19 protein-coding genes and 2 pseudogenes are annotated in these 23,119 nt (G+C 57.5%); 8 read left to right on the top strand and 13 right to left on the bottom strand.

What is annotated here, in order from left to right; translation table 11 throughout:
* Positions 1–43: 43 nt before the first annotated feature.
* The 9 genes from KGB23_RS07650 to KGB23_RS07610 form a co-directional block, all read right to left on the bottom strand.
* On the bottom strand, positions 44–2,458 hold the full coding sequence (locus tag KGB23_RS07650) for a TonB-dependent receptor (RefSeq protein WP_223430550.1): 2,415 nt from the start codon (positions 2,456–2,458) through the stop codon (positions 44–46).
* A 94-nt stretch (positions 2,459–2,552) separates the two neighbouring features.
* Complete coding sequence (locus tag KGB23_RS07645) at positions 2,553–3,530, bottom strand: FecR domain-containing protein (RefSeq protein WP_223430549.1); 978 nt, start codon at positions 3,528–3,530, stop codon at positions 2,553–2,555.
* The gene (locus KGB23_RS07640; protein WP_223430548.1) at positions 3,531–4,046 is read right to left on the bottom strand and encodes a sigma-70 family RNA polymerase sigma factor; all 516 of its coding nucleotides are present in this window, start codon (positions 4,044–4,046) and stop codon (positions 3,531–3,533) included.
* An 84-nt stretch (positions 4,047–4,130) separates the two neighbouring features.
* Entirely contained in the window at positions 4,131–5,315 is a 1,185-nt protein-coding gene (locus KGB23_RS07635; protein WP_223430547.1) for an aminotransferase class V-fold PLP-dependent enzyme, read from the bottom strand.
* Between the two features lie 15 nt (positions 5,316–5,330).
* The gene (locus KGB23_RS07630; protein WP_223430546.1) at positions 5,331–6,575 is read right to left on the bottom strand and encodes an MFS transporter; all 1,245 of its coding nucleotides are present in this window, start codon (positions 6,573–6,575) and stop codon (positions 5,331–5,333) included.
* Positions 6,576–6,591: 16 nt separating this feature from the next.
* Positions 6,592–8,442, bottom strand: coding sequence for an IucA/IucC family protein (locus KGB23_RS07625; protein WP_223430545.1), 1,851 nt, complete (start codon positions 8,440–8,442; stop codon positions 6,592–6,594).
* Between the two features lie 49 nt (positions 8,443–8,491).
* Complete coding sequence (locus KGB23_RS07620; RefSeq protein WP_223430544.1) at positions 8,492–9,640, bottom strand: NAD/NADP-dependent octopine/nopaline dehydrogenase family protein; 1,149 nt, start codon at positions 9,638–9,640, stop codon at positions 8,492–8,494.
* Between the two features lie 28 nt (positions 9,641–9,668).
* Positions 9,669–10,712 (bottom strand): PLP-dependent cysteine synthase family protein, encoded by a 1,044-nt coding sequence (locus KGB23_RS07615; protein ID WP_223430543.1) that lies wholly within the window; start codon positions 10,710–10,712, stop codon positions 9,669–9,671.
* A gap of 14 nt (positions 10,713–10,726) precedes the next feature.
* Complete coding sequence (locus tag KGB23_RS07610; protein WP_223430542.1) at positions 10,727–12,121, bottom strand: Y4yA family PLP-dependent enzyme; 1,395 nt, start codon at positions 12,119–12,121, stop codon at positions 10,727–10,729.
* 611 nt (positions 12,122–12,732) lie between these two features.
* On the opposite strand from KGB23_RS07610, the gene KGB23_RS07605 reads away from it, so the two are divergent.
* The 6 genes and pseudogenes from KGB23_RS07605 to KGB23_RS07580 all read left to right on the top strand — a co-directional run bounded on the left by KGB23_RS07605 (position 12,733) and on the right by KGB23_RS07580 (position 18,360).
* On the top strand, positions 12,733–13,623 hold the full coding sequence (locus tag KGB23_RS07605) for an HpcH/HpaI aldolase/citrate lyase family protein (protein ID WP_223430541.1): 891 nt from the start codon (positions 12,733–12,735) through the stop codon (positions 13,621–13,623).
* A gap of 26 nt (positions 13,624–13,649) precedes the next feature.
* On the top strand, positions 13,650–14,051 hold the full coding sequence (locus tag KGB23_RS07600; RefSeq protein ID WP_223430540.1) for a ParB N-terminal domain-containing protein: 402 nt from the start codon (positions 13,650–13,652) through the stop codon (positions 14,049–14,051).
* A 110-nt stretch (positions 14,052–14,161) separates the two neighbouring features.
* Positions 14,162–16,402 (top strand): TonB-dependent receptor, encoded by a 2,241-nt coding sequence (locus tag KGB23_RS07595; protein ID WP_223430539.1) that lies wholly within the window; start codon positions 14,162–14,164, stop codon positions 16,400–16,402.
* Between the two features lie 71 nt (positions 16,403–16,473).
* The gene (locus KGB23_RS07590; protein ID WP_223430538.1) at positions 16,474–16,848 is read left to right on the top strand and encodes a fe2+ zn2+ uptake regulation protein; all 375 of its coding nucleotides are present in this window, start codon (positions 16,474–16,476) and stop codon (positions 16,846–16,848) included.
* A gap of 277 nt (positions 16,849–17,125) precedes the next feature.
* Positions 17,126–17,296 (top strand): annotated as a pseudogene (locus KGB23_RS07585) (GNAT family N-acetyltransferase); the annotation flags it as partial.
* A 254-nt stretch (positions 17,297–17,550) separates the two neighbouring features.
* A complete protein-coding gene (locus tag KGB23_RS07580) occupies positions 17,551–18,360 on the top strand; it encodes an NYN domain-containing protein (RefSeq protein WP_046046772.1) in 810 nt (269 codons plus the stop codon).
* A 178-nt stretch (positions 18,361–18,538) separates the two neighbouring features.
* On the opposite strand, the gene KGB23_RS07575 is transcribed toward KGB23_RS07580, so the two are convergent.
* A complete protein-coding gene (locus tag KGB23_RS07575) occupies positions 18,539–19,435 on the bottom strand; it encodes an EamA family transporter (RefSeq protein WP_223430537.1) in 897 nt (298 codons plus the stop codon).
* A complete protein-coding gene (locus KGB23_RS07570; protein ID WP_223430536.1) occupies positions 19,432–20,715 on the bottom strand; it encodes an MFS transporter in 1,284 nt (427 codons plus the stop codon). The genes KGB23_RS07575 and KGB23_RS07570 overlap by 4 nt, the downstream gene beginning before the upstream one ends.
* 138 nt (positions 20,716–20,853) lie before the next feature.
* Between KGB23_RS07570 and KGB23_RS07565 the strand changes: the two genes are divergently transcribed.
* A complete protein-coding gene (locus KGB23_RS07565; protein ID WP_223430535.1) occupies positions 20,854–21,312 on the top strand; it encodes a winged helix-turn-helix transcriptional regulator in 459 nt (152 codons plus the stop codon).
* 142 nt (positions 21,313–21,454) lie between these two features.
* Entirely contained in the window at positions 21,455–22,201 is a 747-nt protein-coding gene (locus tag KGB23_RS07560; RefSeq protein WP_223430534.1) for a tetratricopeptide repeat protein, read from the top strand.
* A 67-nt stretch (positions 22,202–22,268) separates the two neighbouring features.
* Here KGB23_RS07560 and KGB23_RS07555 read toward each other — a convergent pair whose 3' ends face one another.
* Together KGB23_RS07555 and KGB23_RS30125 are read right to left on the bottom strand one after the other, a co-directional pair.
* Positions 22,269–22,664 (bottom strand): hypothetical protein, encoded by a 396-nt coding sequence (locus KGB23_RS07555; RefSeq protein WP_223430533.1) that lies wholly within the window; start codon positions 22,662–22,664, stop codon positions 22,269–22,271.
* Between the two features lie 357 nt (positions 22,665–23,021).
* A pseudogene (locus KGB23_RS30125) lies at positions 23,022–23,096 on the bottom strand (hypothetical protein); the annotation flags it as partial.
* Positions 23,097–23,119 lie beyond the last annotated feature (23 nt).

Genomic DNA, 23,119 nt, shown 5'->3' with positions numbered 1-23,119 from the left:
GTCAGATCGGTCAACGGCTTACACCGCTGCCGGGCTGAACGTTTCAGAAATCGACAGTCGCCGACAGTAATAAGGTGCGCGGTGAACCTTGGGAGAACGCGCCGTAGGAGGCAACGCCCGACCAGTACTCATGGTCGAGCACGTTTTGCACGGTGGCGCGAAACGTGGTCGGTCGTTCATCGATGCGGGTGGTGTAACGTGCGCCGACATCGAAGCGGGTCCAGTCATCCAGTTGCTGGGTGTTGGCCTGGTTCACGTACTGGCTCCCGGTATGAATCGCCCCACCAGTGAGCGTCAGGCCTTCGACCCACGAGGTATCCCATTCGGCCCAGAGGTTGGCCTGCACCTGCGGCACGCCGACCGGTTTATTGCCACGGTTGGCGGCAACCCCGGTTTTGGTCAGTTCAGCATTGAGCAGGGTCACGCCACCGAGCAGCCGTGTGCCTGGGGCGACTTCGCCGAACACATTCAGTTCCAGCCCGCGGTTGCGCTGTTCGCCCTGCACCGAAAAAACACCGGATACCAGTTCGCCACTGGGTTTCTTGATTTGGAACAGGGCAAGTGTCGAGGTGAAGGTGCCGTAGTCGACCTTGACCCCGAGTTCCTGCTGCCGGGAGACATAAGGGGCAAAGATCTCGCCGGCGTTCGACGCGGCGGAGGGCGCGATGTCACCTTTGCTAAGGCCTTCGACATAGTTGTAATAGAACGAAACGTGGTCCCAGGGTTTGACCACCACACCGAACAGCGGCGTGGTTTTGCCGTCGTCGTAAGAGGTGGTGACCGTGCCGGACGCGTTGTAGTTATCGGAGTTGATGTTCTGTTTGCGCAGGCCGAGCGTTACCTGAATGCGCTCATCCAGCACCGACAGCGTGTCGGCGAGGGCCACGCCGGTCAGTTCGCTCTCGGACACTTTGGGCGTGTCCGGCTTGGGGATGGCGGGTTCCGGGCGATCCACCGGGTGATAGATATTCGACAGGATGGGCGGTCCGGAAATGATCCCCCGGGACAGTACATCCCGATAACGGCTGACCTGCAGGGCTGCCCTGTGACTGATCGGCCCGGTGTCGAAGCGCAGGCGTGCACCGGCGTCGACGGTGTAACGCTCGACTTCGAATTTGTAATAGCCGGGAACCGATGAGGTGTCGCCGGCCGCGTTGATGATGGTCGGCGTTTGGTCGGACATTCGTGCGACGTCCGATTTTCCACCGCCAGCGTGGGCGAACACGGTCAATGCGTCGCTGAGGTCGTATTCGCCGCTGAGCAGGGCCGATTTGTCACGGGTTTCGGACCAGCCCCATGCCTGGCTCACGTTGGTATGGCCATTGGCGGCGGAGGGAATGTCCACGCCCGGGGCGATCAGGAACGGCCGTGAGGCGGCGTCGAAGCGTTCTTTCTGGTTGAGCCAGTCAAGGGTGGTTCGCAGGCGTTCACCCTGATAGTCGAGGGATATGGCGCCGATATTGACGTGACGGGATTGATCGTCGATCGCTGTGTTGCCCTGCTGAGTGCTGCCGTTGATGCGCACGCCGAACCGGCGTTCCTCACCAAAGCGTCGGCTGACATCGAGGTGGCCACCGATCTGCGAATCCATGGCATAACTGGCGGTGAAACGAGTCAGGTCTTCATCGAGGGAGCGCTTGGGCACCACGTTGATGACGCCGCCGACAGCGTTGTTGGGCGACATGCCGTAAAGCAGGGCGCCGGGACCTTTGACCAGCTCGATGCGCTCGGCGTATTCGGTGAACACCCGGTAGTTGGACGCCACGCCGTACACGCCGTCGAACGCCAGTTCACCGAGGTTACCTTCTCCAACCGGAAAACCACGGATGAAAAACGAGTCGACGATGCCTCCCGTCTGACCCGTGGAGCGCACCGATGAATCGCGTTCCAGCACATCGCCGACGGTGACGGCCTGCTGATCCTTGATCAGCGTCGAGGTGTAGGTGCTGACGCTGAAGGGCGCGTCCATCACATCGGTGTTGCCCAGGATGCCCAGGCGCCCGCCGTTGGCGACCTGCCCGCCGGGATACACGGGTGGCAGGGCGTCGGCACGTTTGTCGGTGCCGATGATGGCCGTTTCATCCAGCGTCACCCGGCGCTGCACCAGTGTGTAGCTGCCGTCGCGGCGCAACACCATGTCCAGGCCACTGCCCTCCAGCAAGCGGGAGACCGCCTCCTGGGTGGAGTAATTGCCGGTCAGTGCGGGACTGATCAGGCCTTCGGTCAGCGATGGCTGGAACGACAGCGCGATGCCGGCGTCCACGGCAACGCTCGACAGGGTCGCACCAAGGGGGCCGGAAGGAATGTCATAGGCACGGACCGCGACAGAATCCAGTTGCGCAGGCACGACGGCTAAGGCAAACGGGCAAATGGCACCGATCAGGACAAGGCTTAGCACCGCACTGCGAAAAACTGGGCTGAACTGACGATCCGGGCGCAGGAGGCGTGCAGCGAACATGAATGGATGAGCCTATAAACAGGACGAAAAGATTCTTCTTCTCCGTAGCCAGTCGAGATCAAAAAAAGTATCACCTGTGTGCACTTTTTTTGGCTCAGGCCGCAGAGAGCATGATCCAGTAGCCATTCAAGTGGCCGCTGACGAGGATCGGATAGGTCTGTGCCAACATGTTCAACGTGCGCTGGGTGTCGCTGATCGGATAGGCACCGGAAATGCGCAGATCGGCGATCGCCGGATCGAGGCGCACGAAGCCACGGCGATAGCGGGTCAGTTCGGTGACGAAGTCGGCCAGGCGCATCTTGTCGGCCATCAACATGCCTTGGGTCCAGGCGCCGATGTAGCGATCGGTGGCGGTGACCGGGCCAAAATAGTCGGCCGAAAAGTCGGTGCGCTGTCCGGCATTGATGATTAATGGTGATCCCTGGCGATTGTCGGCGAGTTCGACCTGCACCGCGCCTTCCAGCACAGCAAGGTGAGTGCGCGACTGCAGTTCTCGAACGGTGAACCGTGTGCCCAGTGCCTGCATCCGGCCCTGGCGGGTGCTGACCAGAAAAGGCCGCGTCAGCGGGGAAATATCCGGAGCGGTCTGCACCAGTATCTCGCCTTCGCGCAGGTGGATGAGCCGTTGGTGGGCATCGAACAGTACGTCGATGGCCGTATCGGTGTTCAGGGTGATGTACGAGCCGTCGGCCAGGGTCAATTCGCGTCGCTGACCGACAGCCGTGCGATAGTCGGCCGACCACTGTTGGGATTCTGCCAGCTTCCAACCGCCCCAACCGGCCGGCAGGATCGCCAGAATCATCGCCAGTTTGCCCATCGCTGCGCGACGTTGCGGGCTACTTGGGCGATCCAGTGCCGACATCGCCAGTGACGGTGGCAGGCCGCCGAATTTGCTCTGCAATAACTGCGCGCGCCCCCAGGCACGACCCCGCTCGGGCGTGCTGACTTTCCAGCATTCCCATTCGGCACGTTCAGTGTCACTGAGTTCGCCCTCACTCAAGCGCATCAGCCAGTCTGCAGCTTCTTCAAGGGCTTGGTGATCGGGATGCGGCTCTTGGCGGCGACTAAGCATTTACTCCACCAACAACAGACATTGCACGAAGGCTTGCTTCATGTAGCGTTTGACGGTGATCAGTGACACGCCCAGTTGCTCGGCGATGTCGTCGTATTTCAGGCCGCTGATCTGCGAGAGCAGGAACGCACGTTTGACCAAGGGCGGCAGGGAATCGAGCATTGCATCGATTTCGTGCAGGGTCTCCAGCACCATGAAACGCAATTCGGGCGAAGGTACTTCGGGAGCGGGCACATGGGCGAGGGCATCCAGATAGGCACGTTCCAGTGCCTTGCGCTGGTACCAGTTGATCAGGATTCCCTTGGCCACGCAGCTCAGGTACGCGCGAGGTTGTTCGATGACAGTGACCCGGGAGGCGAGGATGCGGGTGAAGGTGTCCTGTGCCAGATCCGCCGCGTCCATGGCGTTCCCCAGTTTTTTTCTCAGCGTCGCATACAGCCAGCCGTGATGGCCGCTGTACAGGGCTTCGATCGCGCGCAGGTGATCGTCATTGTTCGCGGAAAGGGTTTCGCTCATGGCTGCAGACTTTCATGCAATTGAGAAGTATTCCCAATGCTAGATTACAAAGCGGCTATGACGCAAGCAGCGATTAGGTCTCCCTCAGCCGCGTGGCAGCCGGATCAGTGCTTCGATCATCGTGTCGATTTCGGCCTCGGTGTTGTAGGCATGGAGTGAGGCGCGGCTGACCTCCGCCAAGTCTCTGTGCTGCATATCAAGCAGGGTCGAGCGGAACGTCGAGGTGGTGACATTGATGCGTTTTTCCTGGCCTGCCAGCCATTGCTGGACCTGCGCGGCGCTGCTGTTCTGGTGGGTGAATGTCACGATGCCCGATTTGATAGCCCCCAAATCCCGCGGTGTCATGCCCGGAATGTCCGCCAGTCGATGACGCAAGTGACTGGCCAGTTGTTGAATCCGTTGCCACATCGGTTCGATGCCCTGAGCCAGCGCGTATTCCACCGCTGCACCGAGGCCCAGTTTGGCGGCGACGTTGCACTCCCAGTTCTCGAAGCGTCGTGCGTCGGCGCGAATGTTGAACGTGTCGGATGTCAGCAAGGACGCCGCATGCAGGTCGAGAAAGGCCGGCTCCAGGTTCTGGCAAAGAGACCTTTCAACGTACAAAAATCCCATTCCCCTCGGCCCACGCAAATATTTTCGGCTGGTGGCAGCGAGCATGTGACAGCCGATTTTTTGCACGTCGATCGGCATTTGTCCGACACCTTGGCAGGCATCCAGCAAAAACAGCACGCCGGCGGCCCGAGCGAGGGCGCCGATCTGCTCGATGGGTTGTACCGGTCCGCCATTGGTGGCGATCACGGGCAGGGAGATCAATGCGACGCGATCATCGTCGAGCATGTCTTTCAGGCCCGGCAGCGACACCTGGCCTTGCTCATCATTGGGGATGATGCGGATTTCAATGCCGCGATGCTTTTTCAACTGCAGGTAGGGAATGTAGTTGCCGGCGTACTCGGTGGTTGAGGTGAGTACCACATCCCCGGGTTGCAAGGGCAACGAATAGAACGCCATGTCCCAGGCGCGGGTCGCGTTTTCGATCACCGCGATTTCGTCAGACCGTGCGTTGATCAGGCGGCCGATGGCGCCATAGACATTGTCCAGTTCGGCCGACTGTTGCCCGGCCGCTTCATAACCGCCGAGGCTCGCCTCTAGCTGAATGTGGCGGGTCATGACCTCGATCACCGGCTCGGGCATCAGTGCCGCGCCGGCATTGTTGAAGTGGATCAGGTGTGCGACACCGGGCGTATCGGCGCGCAGTTGTTCAATGTTCAAAGCCAGACTCCTTGATCAATCCCCGGGCGGGGCATGACTCGGTTGCATCTGCGCAGGCCAGTAACGCAGCGCGACAATCGGGATCAGTGCCACCCCGTAGGCCAGGCAAACAAACAGGTAGGTGTATTGCAAGCCATAGACCTGGCTGAGCAAACCACCGGCCGAGATCCCCGCAATCGAAGCGAATTGTGCGGTGCCCTGGGCAATCCCCAGCACGTGACCCTGTTGTGAGCTATCGGCGGTTTTCGAGATCAGCGCCATGAGAACTGGCGTGGTGGCCCCCAGCAGCACACCCCAGATGAAGTAGGCGATGACAAACACCACGGGGTTGTGCGTGACACCTGCTACCGCGGTCAGGGCGATGCAGCCGATGACGACGTAGGTAATGAGGTGCAAGGTTTCCTGCTGAGTGCGGTGTTCGAAATAACGCGACCAGGCCGTTGCGGAAAGAATGAAACCCAGCGCCAACAAGCCGTAGCACAGGCCGACCACCGAGTTACTGACCTCGAACACCGAGCTGACGTAGAGCGAGAAGGAGGTCTGCGGCAGCATTCGCGCCAGCAGCAGAATGCCCATCACGCCCAGTAACGACAATAACGGTGAACCTTGCCAGAGGCTGCCCGAGTGACTGGCCGGTGTCGCTTTGTCCGCGACCGGTGTTTTCTTCACCGGCGGTACATCGGGCAAGGTAACGGCCGCCACCACGGTGCATACAGCGCACAGTGCCGAGGCAATGATGTTGATCCAGAAGAACGTCGCGTAGTCGAGGATCAGTCCGCCTACGACAGCGCCGAGCAACGAGCCGACGTTGGTGGAAATCTGCAGGATGGCAAACAGCCGTGCGCGCCGCGAAGGGGCTTCAATGCTGACGCCATAAGCTTGTGCCGGCGCGATGTAACCGGCGAAAGCGCCTTGCAGAAAACGCAGGATCAGAATGACCCAGATGTCGCTGAAGAGTGCCAGCCCAAGCTGCGTCAACGATAAACCGGCGAGGGCGCGGATCATCATCAACTTGTGGCCGTAGCGATCACCGATACGACCCCAGAATGCACTGGTCAGAATAATGCCCAGCATCGGCCCGACGTACACGGCGATGCTGGCGAAGCTGAAAACCGACTCCGAGGAGGTCAGCCCACGCAGGTGGACGGGCCAGAAGGGCCCACTCATTTCCATCGCGCCCATGGACACAAGCTGGATCGCAAATAGAAGATAAATCAGGATTCTTACTTTAGAACCCTGGATGGCACCTGCATGGGACATGAGTCAGCCTCAGTGGTTAAACGCTAGCGAGCGGGTTGGTCAGGGTGTGTTGCAAACGATAGTTGGAGTACTGCATCAAGTGCATGCGCAACAACGATCGGGTGGGCCATGGATCTTCCACAAACGCCTGACGTTCGACTTCCCACAGATCTGGCGAGACACGGTCGCGTACGGCCGCGAATGCAAGATCGGTTTCCTCGCGCAGTACCTCCCACAACCTCGTGTTGTTCAATCCGTATTCCTTGGTCAACCACAGGGCCATTTCATGCAGATGCGTCAGGAACGCAGCGTCCAGCACGAACATGCGCACCGGTTCGATATCGCCTGAGAATACCGTCGGCAAAATACCCGGCTGCACATGCGGCTGCAGGGTGTAGCCACGTGCTTCCAGTAGCGGAGCGTAAGTCCTGCCATCGCCGAAATCGCGGATCAGCAGACTACGTGCTTTGCCATCGGGGGAGAACAGCACCATGGTGTTTTGCTGATGCGCTTCGAGCCCGATGCCATACATCAGATAGATCGCTACCACTGGGTGGGTGACCACTTTGGCGTACTCGCGGAACCAGCTTTCCACCTGATCAGCATTGGCCCTTGCGCCATCACGCTCGATCAGATCGGTAAACAACGGCCGGCCACTGCCGGGCAACCGAGTGAACAGTGATGCCACGGTAATCGGCAGACAATTGTCGCTGCGTTCGAACGCTTGCTGACTGGCGCGATAGACCACTGAGAGATGGCGCCCGGGATTATCGTCCTGGGTGATCGCGTTTTTATAACGCACGCCGATTTCTTCCGGGAAGATTTCCAGGCGTTGTTCGAAGCCATTTTCGGCCTCCAGAATCCTGGTGATCACTGCGCTGATGCGAGGCCCCATGTGAATCGACTTGGCTTGCAGGCTGCGCAGTTCGCTGGTCATCCACACGGCGATCGGCAATTTGATCAGCGGTGCGCAATTGTCCAGCACCGGCATCATCGTGCGGTAGGACATGGTCGGCAGGGTTTGGATGTCCGGGCCGTCGGTGATCAGGATGCCTTCTTCGATTTCCGCAGCAAACGTCTTGAGCACATAGGCCTGCAAATGCCAGGTGTGAATCGGCAGTGGCAGCCACTGGGTTTCATCCAGCCCTTTGCTGTTGAGTGAGGCTTTCCATTGTTCCCATTGCGCCGGGAAGTTGCTGGCGAACCAGTCGTGGTAACCAGTCACGTGCGGCATGCTTTCGCTTTTCGAATGCTCGGTACGCAAGGATGCGATGCGCAGCGGTACCTGAGCGTTGAACTCGGGTGACAGTTGCTCGACTTCGGCATTGGTCAGGCCCGGACGGGACTTCCACGTCGGGTAATACGGATGGCCTTCCAGTGAACCCCACTGGTCCAGCAGGATGGCGGCGTCTTTGGTATTGGCATGCTGGCGCAGGTAGTCGGTGAAGCTGTTGAGACCCTGATCCCTGGCAGCCTGCTCCAGTCGCTCGTTCCATTGCTGGCGATGCTGACGGGCGTGGGCGTCGTTGGTCAGGCTGTTTTCCATGTCGGCCTTGAGCCCGGCCACGCCTTCGTCGGTCGGCTTGAAGTCGAAGCTGTCACGCAACACATCCAACATATCCTGATGGCTGGTGATCACCTGGCGTACGCCTTCGTCTGTCAACAGCACCACATCACCGTCATTGACCACGGTATCGGCCGGGCCCTTGGCGATGTCGGAGAAAAACAGGTGGGCGCGGGCATCCTTCAGCGGGTAGGTGGCCTGGTTCCCTTCAGCGGCAAAGCTCAGGGCCGAACGATCGAGGATGTTTTCCGCAAAAAGGCAACGAATCAAGCGTCGCATGGCGTTTTTGCGGGAGTAGGCGATCAGTGTCTTGAAGTCATCCATATCAGCTGTCTGCTCGTCGAAAATTAAAGAAAGAGATCAAGCCCACGGCTCATGCCGTGCGTGGCCAGTGGCTTGGGAAGTAGTCGAGCGCCGAATCGCGCAGGCCTTGCATGTAGGCAACGCTCCACTGCAAGACTTCCTCGATGTAGGGCACCTTCAGTTCAAAGCGTTTGGCTATTTCCACCAGCAGCACCAGGCCGTAGGCAACGTCTTCGTTGAAGGCACGACTCTCGCGTTCGATCACGTAGCCGGCGCGGTTGCCGTCGGCTGGCACCATGGGGGCAAGGATGTCGTTGTAGGCCTGATTGGTGCGCAGAATCGAAAGCATGCTGCTCTGGTCGCGGATCTGTTCGCCGTAGGCCTCGACAATTTCTTGTTTCAAGGATTTGACCGATGACAGGTCGATGCCCATGCGCTGGCTGATGACGGCGCACAGATCCTGGCTTTCCTGATCCATGCGTTCCAGGAAGTAGGCCCCCAGTTCCGGGCACTCGGTCCACCAGCACATGCGTTGCGGGAAGATTTTGCGATGCCATTGGCCAAAGGGACCGATCAGCCCGTAGATCACCGAGCTGTGCATGATCGGGTTGCCCGGCGTCAGGGTTATTTCCAGGTAATTGTCGAGCATCGTCACGCAAGGGCCGTACAACGCGGTGAGCATTTCCTGCAGCCGTTGACGGGACTCTTGCGACTCCCGAGCATGCGTCGCCACATACAACCGGCTTTTACCACCGCCCATTTTGATCGAGCGCCCGGGGGTAAGCTCGAATGCGGTGTGCGGGACGTCCTTCATCCCCCAGATCACCAGGTTTGGGCGATCGGCCAGCGCGGCCTCGGCCAGCCAGTCAAAACCGCAAAAACCCGGAATCGCGCCGACGTACACCGGTTTGCTCGAACTCAAATGCGGTGCGATGGCCTGCAAGGTTTGCGGCCGGGCATGGGCGGGCACGGTGATGATGACGATGTCGGCATCCTCAACGGCAGTCCTGGCATCGGTGGTTACCCGATCCAGCCGGGCGTCCAGTGTCGAGCCATCCGGCAACAAGGCCTGCATCGGCGTGTGACGAGCGTGCTGTTCGATGATCTCCAGATTGCTGGTAAGCATCGAAACCTGAACATTGGGCAGCTGCTTGAACAGGATGGCGTTGAGATGGCCGGTCCTGCCGCCACCACAGATGGCGACTTTCAACAGATTCATCGAGAGGCGTTCCTGTGTGATGGGTGGGTCATGCGACGCTTAATTGCAGCGGCGTGGAAACGGAGTCCAGCCATTGGGTCTTGCCCAGCCAGGCATCCAGTTGCGGTGAGACGTTCGGATCCAGCAAATCACGTTCTTGCAGCCATTTATCGTCGAACACGGTGTGCAGGTACTTTTCGCCGCCATCGGCGATCGGCACGACCACATTGCCGGTCAGCACGCCTTTGTGGATCAGCTCCAGTGCCTTGAAAATTGCACCGCCGGTCGAGCCACCCACCAACAGCGCCAGGTTTCGGGCGATGTAGCGGGCGGTTTCGAAGGCTTGGGAATCGGTGACCTGCACGCCCAGATCGATGCAGCTGTAGTCGAGCACCAGGCCGACCGTGTCACCGGCCGGAGTGCCAGTGCCCGACTGATAGTAGGGATAGCCGGGATGGCCGAAGACAATGGAGCCGGCCGGTTCTACCGCAACGGTCACGGTGTCGGGATTGTGCAGTTTCAAACCACGGGCGATACCGGTCATCGAACCACCAGTACCGACGCAACCGACGTAGGCACCGATAGAGCCTTGCACCTGAGCAATCGTTTCGCGGACGAAATCACTGTAACCACCCGCATTGGCGGCGTTGTCGGATTGATTCATGAACACGGCACCGGGAATGTCGGTCGCGAGTTCAGCCGCCAGCCGTTGGCGCTCGACCACCGCCACTTCGTCTTCGCGATAGGTGCCTTTAACGAATCGAATGTCGGCGCCCAGCGCCTTCATCACTGCGATCTTGTCCTGAGCCGCGTGATGATCGACCACGGCGATAAACTGCAGGCCGAATTCGACGGCGGCCATGGCCAGGCCAATGCCGGTGTTGCCGGACGACGACTCGACGATGACGCCGCCGGGTTTCAGGCGCCCGGACTTGAGTGCCGCCAGCACCATGTTCCGTGCCATGCGGTCTTTGATGCTGCCGCCGGGGTTGTTCTTTTCAATCTTGAGTAACAGCCTGGCGTCGGTATCCGGAACATCAATACCCAACATTGGCGTATTGCCAATAAGATCAGAAACTTTATTCAATATCATTTCAATTATTCCCTTTAGTAGTCAGGTGAAAATGCATAGTTACCTTCCGTACAACAGGTCGCCATCAAGCGCCGGGGCAGGGGATGGCGATGAAACTCGTTTTCCAGCAAGTCCATCTGATAACCGGCAGTATTAACGTAAATCAACAAATCGCCTGCGTGGGGGGTGGTGCCAAAGTTGATCAGGCGATGGGTAATGACGTCATCGTCCAGACAGCTATGTCCAGCGATATAAGCTTGCGTCGGTGTGTGCGGTAGTTCGTTTGTGCTGATGAGTATCGGATCAACGAGGTACTCCGATGAGAACCAGGTTTCACAGGCGCTGAAACTACTGCCTTCAACAAAAATGACGATTTTGTTGTCGGCCAGTTTTTTTGTACGTGTGACGCGAAACAATGAAATAGCCGCCTGATCCACCAGGCTTCGGCCGGGCTCCAGTCCCAGCGTTATTTTTTGCATGTTCAAATAGTTAGCAATAGACAGTCCGGGCGAGTGGTCGGCCTGGAGGAATAATGTCAACCATTGAGGCGCTGTCAGCTCACTGCCATAGGGATAATAAGAGTCGGGCACTACATGGTTGTAATAATGCTCAGGTTTATTCTCGTTCTGTAAAAATCGACTATAGGCCTGAGGCTCGACGTAACGAATCGGTAGGCCTCCGCCGATGTCGATCATCTGCGGATTCAAGCCCATTTCACGGGCTGCCTCGACAAACCCGGTGACCTCGCGGAAGGCTTGCGCACGGGATTCGAATCCGTAACCGCCCAAGTGGAAATGGAAACCCTCGAAGTGAAAATTATCAGGTTGCCTGGCCAGCCGTTGAAGGCATTCAAGCAAGTTCTCAAAGCCCATTCCAAATCTGCTCTTGGGGCAGCTTGCAGGCCTGTAACGCAGTAAAGCCCGTGCTTTTGCGGGGTGTGGCAGGGATTCGATCACTGCTTTCAGGTGATCGAATTCCTCCAGCGAGTCCACACAAATCAGTGAGCCTGCGCTGATCAGCGCTTGATGAAAAACGGCCGTTTTGGCCGGGCCGGTCGCGCAGATCTTTGCCGCTGGCGTACGGGCTCGCAGCGCTGCCTCCAGCTCATGAATGCTCGAAACATCGACACCGATACCCGAATTCGCCGCAGCGCTCAGCATGCACTGGGACTTGTTGGCCTTGGCGCCGTAGAAGATGGCGTGACGCACATTGTGCTGCTTCAACACCGTTTGCAGCGCCTTGGTATTCAACTCGAAAGCATGTGGCCAGACCAGATTTAACGGTGAGCCATATTGTTTGACCAGATCTGAAAGTGTGCCCGGAAAATGGTTGATTAATGTGGTAATAACAAGGTCGATAAGCGGTTTTAGCATCTCGGGATGATGAACTTCAATTCGCTGTTCAACAGGCTGCGTATTAATGGCAGGCATCGTTAACCCTTTGGCTCGAAATAGAACGTGACCATTGATATTCGACAACAAGCAGTTATCGACGGAAACAGTATTTTTGCTCGTCAGTTACGAGTTTTTAAAGGCGTCGGAGGCGGATGTCGCGCGAAACCTGAAGATGGATTTATAGCGCGGATCGTAATAAATGGTTCACAAAACAATTGCATGAGAACCCCATTCCATAAGGTTTGTGCGGATGTTCTGATTGGCCACCAGTTGATAGCCAGCCTGTGTAAGTGACCAGTAAATGACACTCATGTGCCATTACCGGCAAGTAGTGCCCATTGCTACTGATGACGTGCTTTGAAGCGAGGATAGTTCCTCTTGGCGGCGTGAACAATATTGCGAACGGGAACGATTATCAAGTAAGGTTTTCAAATATTTTTGAATAACGACCTGCGCAGGGCGAATGAATGAACGTGTATTTACACGCTCAAGTACGCGCTCGTCTTATTTAAAAAATCCCCGTAATACCTTGATGGATAAGGCGTTACAGGGTGTTACGAGAAGCCACAGGCAGGCGCGGAATTTCGCCGCTGACAGGGCCTGATTTTTTTCCAGATTCACAACGATTCACGCCAAGGAGTAACGCCATGACATCCGATCGACTCAGCAGCAAAACTCCACCCGCGATCAGCTACCTGTTCGTGCCAGGCAACCGCCCCGAACGTTTTTCCAAAGCCGTCGAAGCGGGGCCTGACGCCATCATTCTCGACCTCGAGGATGCCGTTCATCCGGACAGCAAAGCCGCCGCCCGGGCAGCCATCTGGGCATGGCAGGAGAGCACGCCGAGGGTTTCCTGCGAGCGTTACATCCGCCTGAATAGCGTCAGCAGCATGCTCTTTCGCCAAGACCTGACCTGGTTAAGCGACATGCGCTATCCCGAGCGTTGCAACGGAATTTTCCTGCCCAAGGCAGAATGCCCCGAGGCAATGGCCCAGGTCGTCGAACGTTTGCTGAAGTGGCAACCGGAACTGAAAATCATCGCGATCATCGAGACGGCCAAAGGTTTGCAGCAGGTGGAATCGATTGCCGCGGTTCCAGGAATGGCACGCCTGGCGTTCGGCTCACTGGATTTCTCCCTGGATATCAACTGCAGCCAGATTCCCGAAGCGTTTCTCTTCGCCCGAAACCGCATCGTGCTGGCTTCGCGCACAGGGGATTTACCGTCGCCGATCGACGGCGTCACGCCGGCGATCAGCGATTTGGCGGTGGTCGCCAAGGACTCCCATTACGCGCGTTCGTTGGGGTTCGGCGCCAAGCTGTGCATCCATCCCTCGCAACTGGTCACGGTTCAGCGCGCCTTCCTGCCGGATTCGCGACAATTGGCGTGGGCCGATCGTGTGATGAGGGCCGTGGCCACGGGCAGTCATGCGGTGCAAGTGGACGGCGAGATGGTTGATCTGCCGCTGATCGAACACGCCCAGCGTCTGCTCGATGTGGCCCGCCAATACGCGCCGATTGCCAACGCAGACGCTTGCTGAAGCCCCGGCGAATCAGGAGATCAACCATGGAACACGGTTATCAGATTGCATTGCGGCCGCTGTGTGAAGTGCTGCAGTCCGAGCAGGTCGACCCTGCCAACGTGACGTTGCTGCGCGAGTCGATAGTACGAGCGGGGCATTGGCTGGAGCCGATTATCGTCGAGCGCTCGCAGGGCATCGTGATGGACGGCAATCACCGGTTCAACGCGGCATTGCAATTGGGATTGAAGAGGGTGCCTTGCATCCAGCTCGATTACACCGATCCGCGGGTGTGTGTGCGGCATTGGCAGACCGGGCAGGCGTTCGAAGTGGCGCGGATTTTCACCACAATTGCCCGGGGTGAGATCTTTCCGTACAAGACCACCCGGCACGCGTTTGACCCGGCGCTGCCGGTGATCGCGATACCGCTGGAACGCCTGTATGCCTAGCGTTGGCAGCACAGCAGCAAAAAAAATTTACTGAGAGTGATACTTTTTCGCATATCGACTGGCAATAGGAGTGATTACCATTTTCCCTGTTTGAAAAGGATCCTCACGTCATGCCTGTTGTCAGTCGTCCTTGCGGTGAGCGCGTGTTAACACTCGCCATTCGTACCGCCATGCTGAATTTTGTCTTGGTCGCAGGAAGCGCCAACGCCTGGGCTGCCGCCCCCGAGCAACAGGACGTTGCCGCTGACAAGACCTCGAACATTCCGGCCGCGACACCGGCCGAACACAGCACGAATACGCTGACCCTCGGTACCACTGACATCAACGCCCGCTACGGCGGTCCGACCGCATTGCCGGAAGCTTTCGCCGGTGGCCAGGTTGCGCGCGGTGCCCGACTGGGCATGCTGGGCAACAAAGACGTGATGGACACTCCGTTCAGCGTGACCAGTTACACCGCCAAGACATTGGCCGACCTGCAAACGGTGACTGTGGCCGATGCGCTGGAACGTGACCCTTCGGTACGCTCCACCGGGCAGACGGGTGGCATCGTAGACTCGTTTTTCATCCGTGGCTTTCCGGTCGGTGAAGGCAACCTGGGCGAACTGGCGTTCGATGGCGTGTATGGCGTGGCGCCCAACTACCGGGTATTCACCGACTATGCCGAGCGTGTCGAAGTGCTGAAGGGACCGGGCGCCCTGATGTACGGCATTTCGCCAAACAGCGGCGTCGGTGGTGTGATCAATATCGTGCCCAAACGTCCACTGGACGAAGACCTGACCCGTCTTACCACCAGTTACGCCTCGGACTCCCAAGTCGGTGGTCATCTGGATGTCAGCCGGCGCTTTGGTGAAGAAAACCAGTTTGGCGTGCGCTTCAACGGCAACCTGCAAGGCGGTGACACTGCCGTTGATGATCAGCACCGAGACCTGGGGATCGGTGCCATCGCGCTGGATTATCGAGGCGAACGTCTGCGCTTGAACCTTGATTACATCAGCCAGAAAGAAAGCTTCGATGCACCGTCGAGGCCATTCACTGTCGCGCCTGGCATTGATATTCCCTCCGCACCCAATGGCCGGACCAATGTGTCGCAGGACTGGGGTTGGTCAGATACGAAAGAGCAGTCGGCATTGCTGGGCGGCGAATATGACCTGAGTGATGCGGTCACCGTGTTTGCCCATGCGGGGGGCGGCAAGTCAGACGTCAAGCGGATGTCCGACCAGGTGCCGAGAATCATCAATGAGGCCGGCGATACCAGCAACATTCCCGGGTATTACAAATTCAACGTCGACCGCTCTACCGCCGACGTCGGGATCCGCGGAGTGTTCGCAACCGGTCCCGTCACCCACACGACGACGCTGATGGCGACCCAGTACCAGGATGAGCTGTCCCGAGGGATCAACAACGGCACTGAAGTGCGTTCGAACATCTACCATCCGGTGGAAGTGCCCAAGCAATTTATCAACTCGCCCAAGGTGCTGCGCATTTCCGAATCGGATTTGTCCGGTGTCGCGTTGACCGACACGCTGTCCATGCTTGATGACCGCTTTCAGTTGACCCTGGGTGTGCGTCGACAAGACATCGAGTCACGTAATTACAACGCGGCAGGCTCGGTCAGCTCGAAATATAACGACAGTGCCACGACCCCGCTGGTTGGCGTGGTGGTCAAGCCCTGGGAAGACGTTTCGCTCTACTACAACTACGTCGAAGGCCTGAGCAAAGGCGATATCGCACCGGGCTCGGCGGCCAACGCCGGCGAGACGTTCGCACCTTACGAATCGAAGCAGCATGAAATCGGCGTCAAGTATGAACACGGCACGTTCATGACCACGCTGGCGTTGTTTCAGATCGAAAAACCGAGTGGCGAAATCGGCGCCGGCAACGTGTTTTCGGTGCAAGCCGAACAGCGTAACCGCGGTATCGAGTTGAGCATGTTCGGCGAAGTGGCACCGGGCACGCGCTTGATGGGGGGCGTGACGCTGCTCGATGGCGAGTTGACCGATTCGGCCACTGCCGCAAATCGCGGCAACAAACCGGTAGGCGTGCCAGACGTGCAAGCCAACCTGTGGGCGGAATGGGACACGCCTTGGCTTGAGGGCTTTACCCTCACCAGCGGTGCAATTTACACCGACAGCCAATACGTCAATCAAGCAAACACCCAAGAGCTGGATTCCTGGACTCGCTTCGATGCCGGCGCGCGTTATGCCACCAAAATCGAAGGTCGACCGACGACGTTCCGCGCCACCGTACAGAACGTGTTCGATCGTGAGTACTGGTCGGGTGTCGCCTCCTACGGCGCGTTTTCGCCTGGTTATCCGCGCACCTTGCAGTTATCGGCCACGGTCGATTTTTGAGAAGGACGGGAAGGGGTAGCGACTATTGAGCGTTGCTGCCCTGACCTGCATTCCTGAACAGGAGTATTTGCATGTTGTTAAACCACGACCTGTCCTCCGTAGTTAAACGTCGTCCGTTCCAGGCAACGACCCATCCACTGACCCTCGTGTCTGATCGCAGTGCGAACGGTCATATCCGTGAGCTGCTCCGTTTCCATGGACTGCGCACGAGTCTTTTCCGTATTAAAGTCATCAACGCACTGGTCTTGGCCACGCTGGAGGGACGCGCAATCGGTGTGTGTGGGGTGCGTGCCTATTTAGAGTCGTGTTCTGCTGATCTGACGATTGTCAGTGTGCGTGAAGTACTGAAGAGACTGGCTGAGGAAGGCGTGATTGTTTTTCAAGCAGACAAGAGCTACCGCTTTACTACCGAGGCGTGGGAAATCCTCAAACCAAATCTTGGTTAAAAGGTTTCTTGCCAAAGGCCCCTTATGCGCCCTTTCAGCTGACTCATATTAAGGCGGGACGTCGCGCATATGAAACTGCGAGCGATCCTGAACTTGAGATGCACCCCCCGAGTAAGTCTGGACGAAGGGTCGCAGGATAATCACAAGAGTTTGCTATTGGCCACAAGGGTGCTTTTCGGGTGTCTCCTATTGGCCCAGAGTGTGTAAAACCGCGTAACTCTTTCATCTGAGCTTTGAGCTTGTCGATTTTCTCTCCAATCAAAATTCCCCAGTCGTTTTGGTCCTGGCTCAACAACGCGACTTGGACAATCTTGTAGCCATTCGAATTGAGGCTATGCGCGAAAGTCTGGAGCGTGTTGGGCGATTTGATCCAGTGCGCGCGCGCGAACGGTTTCTTAGCGGTTTTGAAGCCCACAACACACACTACATCGAGGTATCGTCAGAGCGTTCCGCCGGTTGGCCCAGCTTGCTAGCTGGATGTGATGCACCTCGACGTACGTTTTTACACACTCTGGACCCTACGCAGCCTCTGACCATCGACTGCTATCGGTCGATTAAAAGTCATTGGCTAATCGGTTCCGCTTTGCACATCACCGCAAACCCGTAGCCGTTGGCAAAACACGCTCTTTAGCGCGAAGCGGTGATCCCTTTGTTCATCCGTGATTTAACGGTATGTTGAAGTCCTCAACTCAAGGACGACCCATGGCCATCCACGCACCCACTCCCACGCAAAAACACTTGGCAGTGTTAATCGACGCCGACAATGCTCCCGCAGCAATTGTCGAAGGTTTATTCGAAGAAATCGCCAAGTACGGCGTCGCCAACGTCAAGCGGATCTATGGCGACTGGACTGGCCCTCAGTTGGGTGGATGGAAAAAGGTGCTACTCGACCATTCGATTCAGCCTATCCAACAGTTCGCATACACCAAAGGTAAGAACGCAACAGACAGTGCCTTGATCATCGACGCAATGGACCTGCTTTACACCCGACGCTTCGACGGTTTCTGCCTGGTTTCGAGCGACAGTGACTTCACCCGCCTCGCTTCGCGGTTACGAGAAGAAGGTTTGACGGTCTACGGATTTGGTGAAGAAAAAACCCCGAGACCGTTCGTGTCGGCCTGTGACAAGTTCATCTATACCGAATTGCTGCGCGGTGAAGTGCTTGTTGCTGCAAGCAATGGACATGGTCGACCCGAACCTGAGCCACCCGCCGAAATCGAGGTCGTCAAAGTCGCCAGTACGCCCGAAGTAAAAAAGCTACCCAAGGCACCAGTAAGTTTTATCGCAAAGATCTTGGATGACATTGCCGATGAGGACGGCTGGGCTCACTTGGGTGCGCTGGGCACCAACATCAGCAAATTGAGACCTGAGTTCGACCCTCGCACCCATGGTTATAAAAAGCTCAGTGAGTTGATCAAGGGGTATCCGGATACGTTTGAACTGCAAACTAGAGGAACGTCGGGACTGGGTGGTTCAATACTCTATGCCCGGCACCGACAGCCGAGCTCGTAGCCCCCGTCACCAACGATCGCTCTTGGCCGATAGTTGCTTGTCGCGAAGGACAACCATCGACCCCTTAGCCAGTCATCCATATCGACTGAATCTATGGTGTCTTCTTGCTCAAGCTTGAGCACGAAAGCCACCCCGGGCTTCAGCAGTGTTCAGAAGGTCTCCAGCTCGTGCTGTTACATCACGATGGGCATCGGTCAGATCGCTTGAGCAACGCACTGAGGACGCGCTGTCCATATAAACCGACGCCAAGACCCGACACGATGAAAACGACTGCAACGATTTTGTTAAGTGACAGGGTCTCATTGAAAATCATGACTGAACCGAGCAGACCGAATACCGGCACCAACAACGACAATGGCGCAACGGTAGACACGGGATATCGTTTCAGAAGTGAGTTCCACACCCAGTAGCCGAACAGTGTATTGGGGTATACCTGGAACAGGATCGACAGGACGGCGCGGTAGTCGAGTTGATTCACCAATGCGCTGTACCCCGTCGAGCCGTTAACAGCGTAATCAAGCGCGAAAAGTGGGATGGGTGAAAACGCGCTCGACCACACCAGGAAAGCGAAGACCTGCGTGGTCCTGGCTTTTTTGTTGATCACGTTGGCCGCACTCCAGGCGACCGCTCCCAGCAGCACCAGGATCAGCCCGGCCGTCGTTACTGTCCCATCAACGATGGAGACGATGCTCAACAAACCACACAGAGCGAGACCCATGCCCGCGTACTGAAAGCGGGAAATGTGTTCCTTGAATATCCATGAGCCCAACAGGATGGTGAAAAACGCGCTCAACTGAAGCACCAGCGAAGCGATGCCTGCGGAAAGACCAGACTTGATGCCAAGGTTAACGACGCCCCAAAGTCCGATACCGAAGACCAGGCCGTAACCAATGATGTAGCGCCACTGCACATCAGGTTTCGGAATGAAAAAGATCGCCGGGAGCGCGCATAGCGTGAAGCGAATGCCGGCAAGAATGAATGGGTCAACGGTGGTGAGCCCCAGTTTGATAACCGAGAAATTCACGCCCCATATGGCAGTCATCGAGATGGCGAGTAGGAGGTGTTTGGCTTTCATGCTGATCTTCCTTGATGGGTCGTTGAAAAATGAAACGTGAGAAACCACAGAACCAAGGCAGTAGCGCTGATCAAGGCGCCCAGCAGGCTTACTGCTATCCAGCCCCAAAGCGCGTAAACCTGGGTCGCGGCTGCGGCTCCCAGCGCGCTACCGACCGAGTAGAAGCACATGTATGCGCCGACCATGCGACTTTGGGCGTCGGGTCGTGCGGCAAAAATGAGGCTCTGGTTGGTGACGTGTACTGCTTGCACCGCAAAGTCGAGCAGTACTACACCGCAGACCAGCGCTATCAGTGACGTTTCGGCAAAAGTGATGGGCAGCCAGGAAAGCGTCAGGAGCCCCAGCGAAATGCCGGTAACTCGTTGTCCCAAACCTTGATCGGCCCAGCGACCGGCTCTTCTGGCAGCAAGGGCGCCGGCGACGCCGGCCAATCCAAACATGCCGATAGCCGTGTGTGAAAGCGACAGCGGCGGGGCGCTCAACGGCAGCACCATGGATGTCCACAGCACGGAAAAATCGGCAAAGATCAGTAAGGCCAGAAGGCCCCTGGCGCGTAAAGTGCGTTCGGTGATGAACAGTTTGAAGAGCGACTTTATGAGCGACAGGTAGGAGTCTTGGTGCCGTGGCGGCGCCGTGACAGGAACCACTTTCCACAGCACCGCCGCGATGGTCAGCATAAGTCCTGAGGACACGAAGTAAACGGCGCGCCAGCCCGCGATGTCCGCAATCAGGCCAGAGGTAAACCGCGCCAGAAGAATGCCCAGGACAATTCCGCTGGTTACGGTTCCCACTGCCTGCCCCCGTTGTGATGGCGTTGCCAACACGGCGGCGTATGCCACAAGTACTTGAACAACCACTGCCAGTAAGCCCATCACGATCATGGCACCCAACAGGGCCAGCCATTGCTGTGCTGCGCCGACCGCCGCGAGTGCAACCGCAGACAGCATCACTTGAGTCAAAATCAGCCGTTTACGGTTTACCAAATCGCCCAGTGGAACGATGAACAGCAACCCCAACGCGTAACCAACCTGAGTAGCAGTCACGACAACTCCGATCATTGATGAGGCCACACCCAAGCTCTGAGCCATTGAATCGAGTAACGGTTGCGCGAAGTAAACGTTGGCTACTGCAAGTGCGCAGGTGACAGAAAACAATAACGTGAGCGACGGGGAAAGCCCCGGAGACCGGTCGGTCCTGCTGTTTTCTCCGGTATCCGAATGCAGCAATCCTGAAGGCTGCCTGGAGAACCGTTTGGTGGCTGAGTCGGCATCTGCTGTCATGTACACCTCCCTGGCGTTAAACTGGTTTCAATTAAGGACTAGATTCAATTGTTGCTGTATCAGGTTTCAAATTGCAACCACATTGCACCGAGCTGGTGGACAGACTTGGCAAATCCACATTCCGGAAGGTCAAATAAGATGATCGAAGACGCTTCACCGCAACGCAGCGAATGCCCGGTAGCAAGGACACTGGAGGCAATTGGGGATCGCTGGTCGCTCATGATCATCCGCGACGCTTTTGATGACATTCGCCGGTTTAGTGAATTTCAAAAGAGCTTGGGCGTGGCCAAAAATATTCTGGCATCGCGACTGAAATCGTTGGTCGAAGTCGGGGTATTCGACGTTCGACCGGCGTCAGATGGAAGCGCCTACAAGGAGTACGTCCTTACGGACAAAGGACGGGAGATCTTTCCGGTTGTGGTCAGCATGCGGCAGTGGGGCGAACGTTTTCTGTTCGAGCCGCAGGAGACGCGTTCTGTGCTGATAGACAACGAGTCCGGTCAGCCCCTGATGCCGATTGATGTTCGCTCATCAAGCGGTCAAAAACTTGGACCGTCTGACTGCCACAGAGTGAGACTTGTTGACGGCGAGTCGTGAATCGACAGGGTGGGGTGGTCGTTGCAGCGGGAACTTCAGGGTACTGACCAGGTCAACAGGGGCCCTGTATCGGCGATGCCGAGCAGCGCTGGTGGCCTGTTTTACGGCAGTGCCGTCCGAGATCATCCGAGTTCGCCCCCTGATGCCAACCAAGAATTTTCTGCCGGGTCTCCTCCTGGCGTTCTGCGCCGTCGCGTCGCTTTGCTCGGTTGCTGCCGAGCGAAGAGCGCCCTCGCAAAGTAACAGCGCATCAACCACGCTAATCGAAACTGCCTCGCGGCAGTATGAAAATGGTCAGTTGGACCAAGCCGCTGCCACTCTGGAGCGTGCCCTGCATATCCAGCCGAACAATCCCGCGACGCTGCATTACCTTGGTGTGTTGCGTCTTCAGCAGGGGGAGTACCAGCAGGCTGAAACGTTGGCGGCGCGCTCGAACATGCGGGTTGGTCCTAACGTCGAGTTACGCAACCGCAACTTCCAATTGATCCAGGCGGCGCAGCAGGCCAAGGCTTCGAATACCTCACCCAACGCCAAAGAGGACCTGGTCGCAGTACAGAAGGGGCTCGAAGAAGAGGCCAAAAGGCGCCGCGAAGCAGAAATGGCCGCTGCTGAACAATCCAACGCTGGCACCTTCGTTAGCGCAAACGCAGAGACCGTATCGGATTCGCCGACGGCTGGCAGGCCACTGCCTGAAGGAGAATTGCCAGTGGCTTTCGTCGAGCCAGAGCCCGCGTACGATGAGGTTGAGATCCCCCGCGGCCATTGGCCGCCACCGGGTAAATGCCGAATCTGGTTTCCTGATCGCCCGCCCGGGCATCAGCCCGCACCCGGCAAGTGCAAGAAGCTGCGACATCGAGTTCCGTCAGGAGCCTACCTGGTACGCGGTTGAGTTTCTGAGTGTCCTTCGGGCCGGTTAAGTCGCAGGTGTTGCAGGCGGATAATCCCGTGGCTTCGCACTAGCGACGATAGTAGCGGCGATCGTCCTCGTAGCGGTGCCGCATGCCCCGATCGTGGTGGCGCTCCCAATCACGACGTTCAGCTTCTCGGCGGGCTTGCTCTCTACGCCACTGATCTCTACGCCAGTCGTCTCGGCGCCAATCGTCTCTACGATCGTGCCAACGGTCGTCATGCCAGTATCGGTCGTCATGGGCAAGCAACGGCCCTGGCTGCTTGCCGGCTATACTGGCCAAGGTCGGCCAAGGGTTGCCGGCGGCCTGGACAGGAGCCTGAACGGCTGTGACTTCAGTTGCGAAATCAGGGGTTGAGGTCTTCATCTGTGTTGCTGATGCCGAGCCCACTGCCGCGAACGCGAACAGGCCGATGAGCAGCATCCGTGGGTCATGGAATTTCATGAGCGAAGACAACCTCTGATTGACAATCGGACGTGTGGCCATCTGGCTGCGGGAAGCCTGCGGGTTCGCGCTTATCGACCGGATGTGCCTATCCACATAGACAGATAAATAGGGAAAAGTTCTAGGGGGCCGCTACTTAGATAGCCAACGGTCTCAGTGTTCGGCCCCTTTGAAGTTTGCTATCTCGATGTCCGTTTCTGGGCCGATTGCCGATTGCCGTCTGTGGCGAAGGGCAGCAATCGACTGTGGATTCAACCGGTCGACGCAACAGATTGGCTAAATCGTTTGGGCCTGTCGGACCTAATGTGCACGTTAAGCGGTGACAGCGCTTGGCAAAGGAGTGGCACTTGGCCGCCCTCACCTGAGCCTCCACCACCCACACGCCTGGTCGACGAAGTACAAGCTGTCGGTTCCAACAATCGGATTGTCATAAGCGAAGGAGGGCGCACGATGAA

The organism is Pseudomonas sp. GL-B-26 (assembly GCF_019947405.1).
In the GTDB taxonomy this organism is placed as follows: domain Bacteria; phylum Pseudomonadota; class Gammaproteobacteria; order Pseudomonadales; family Pseudomonadaceae; genus Aquipseudomonas.
This window is presented reverse-complemented; position numbering and strand designations above follow the sequence as displayed.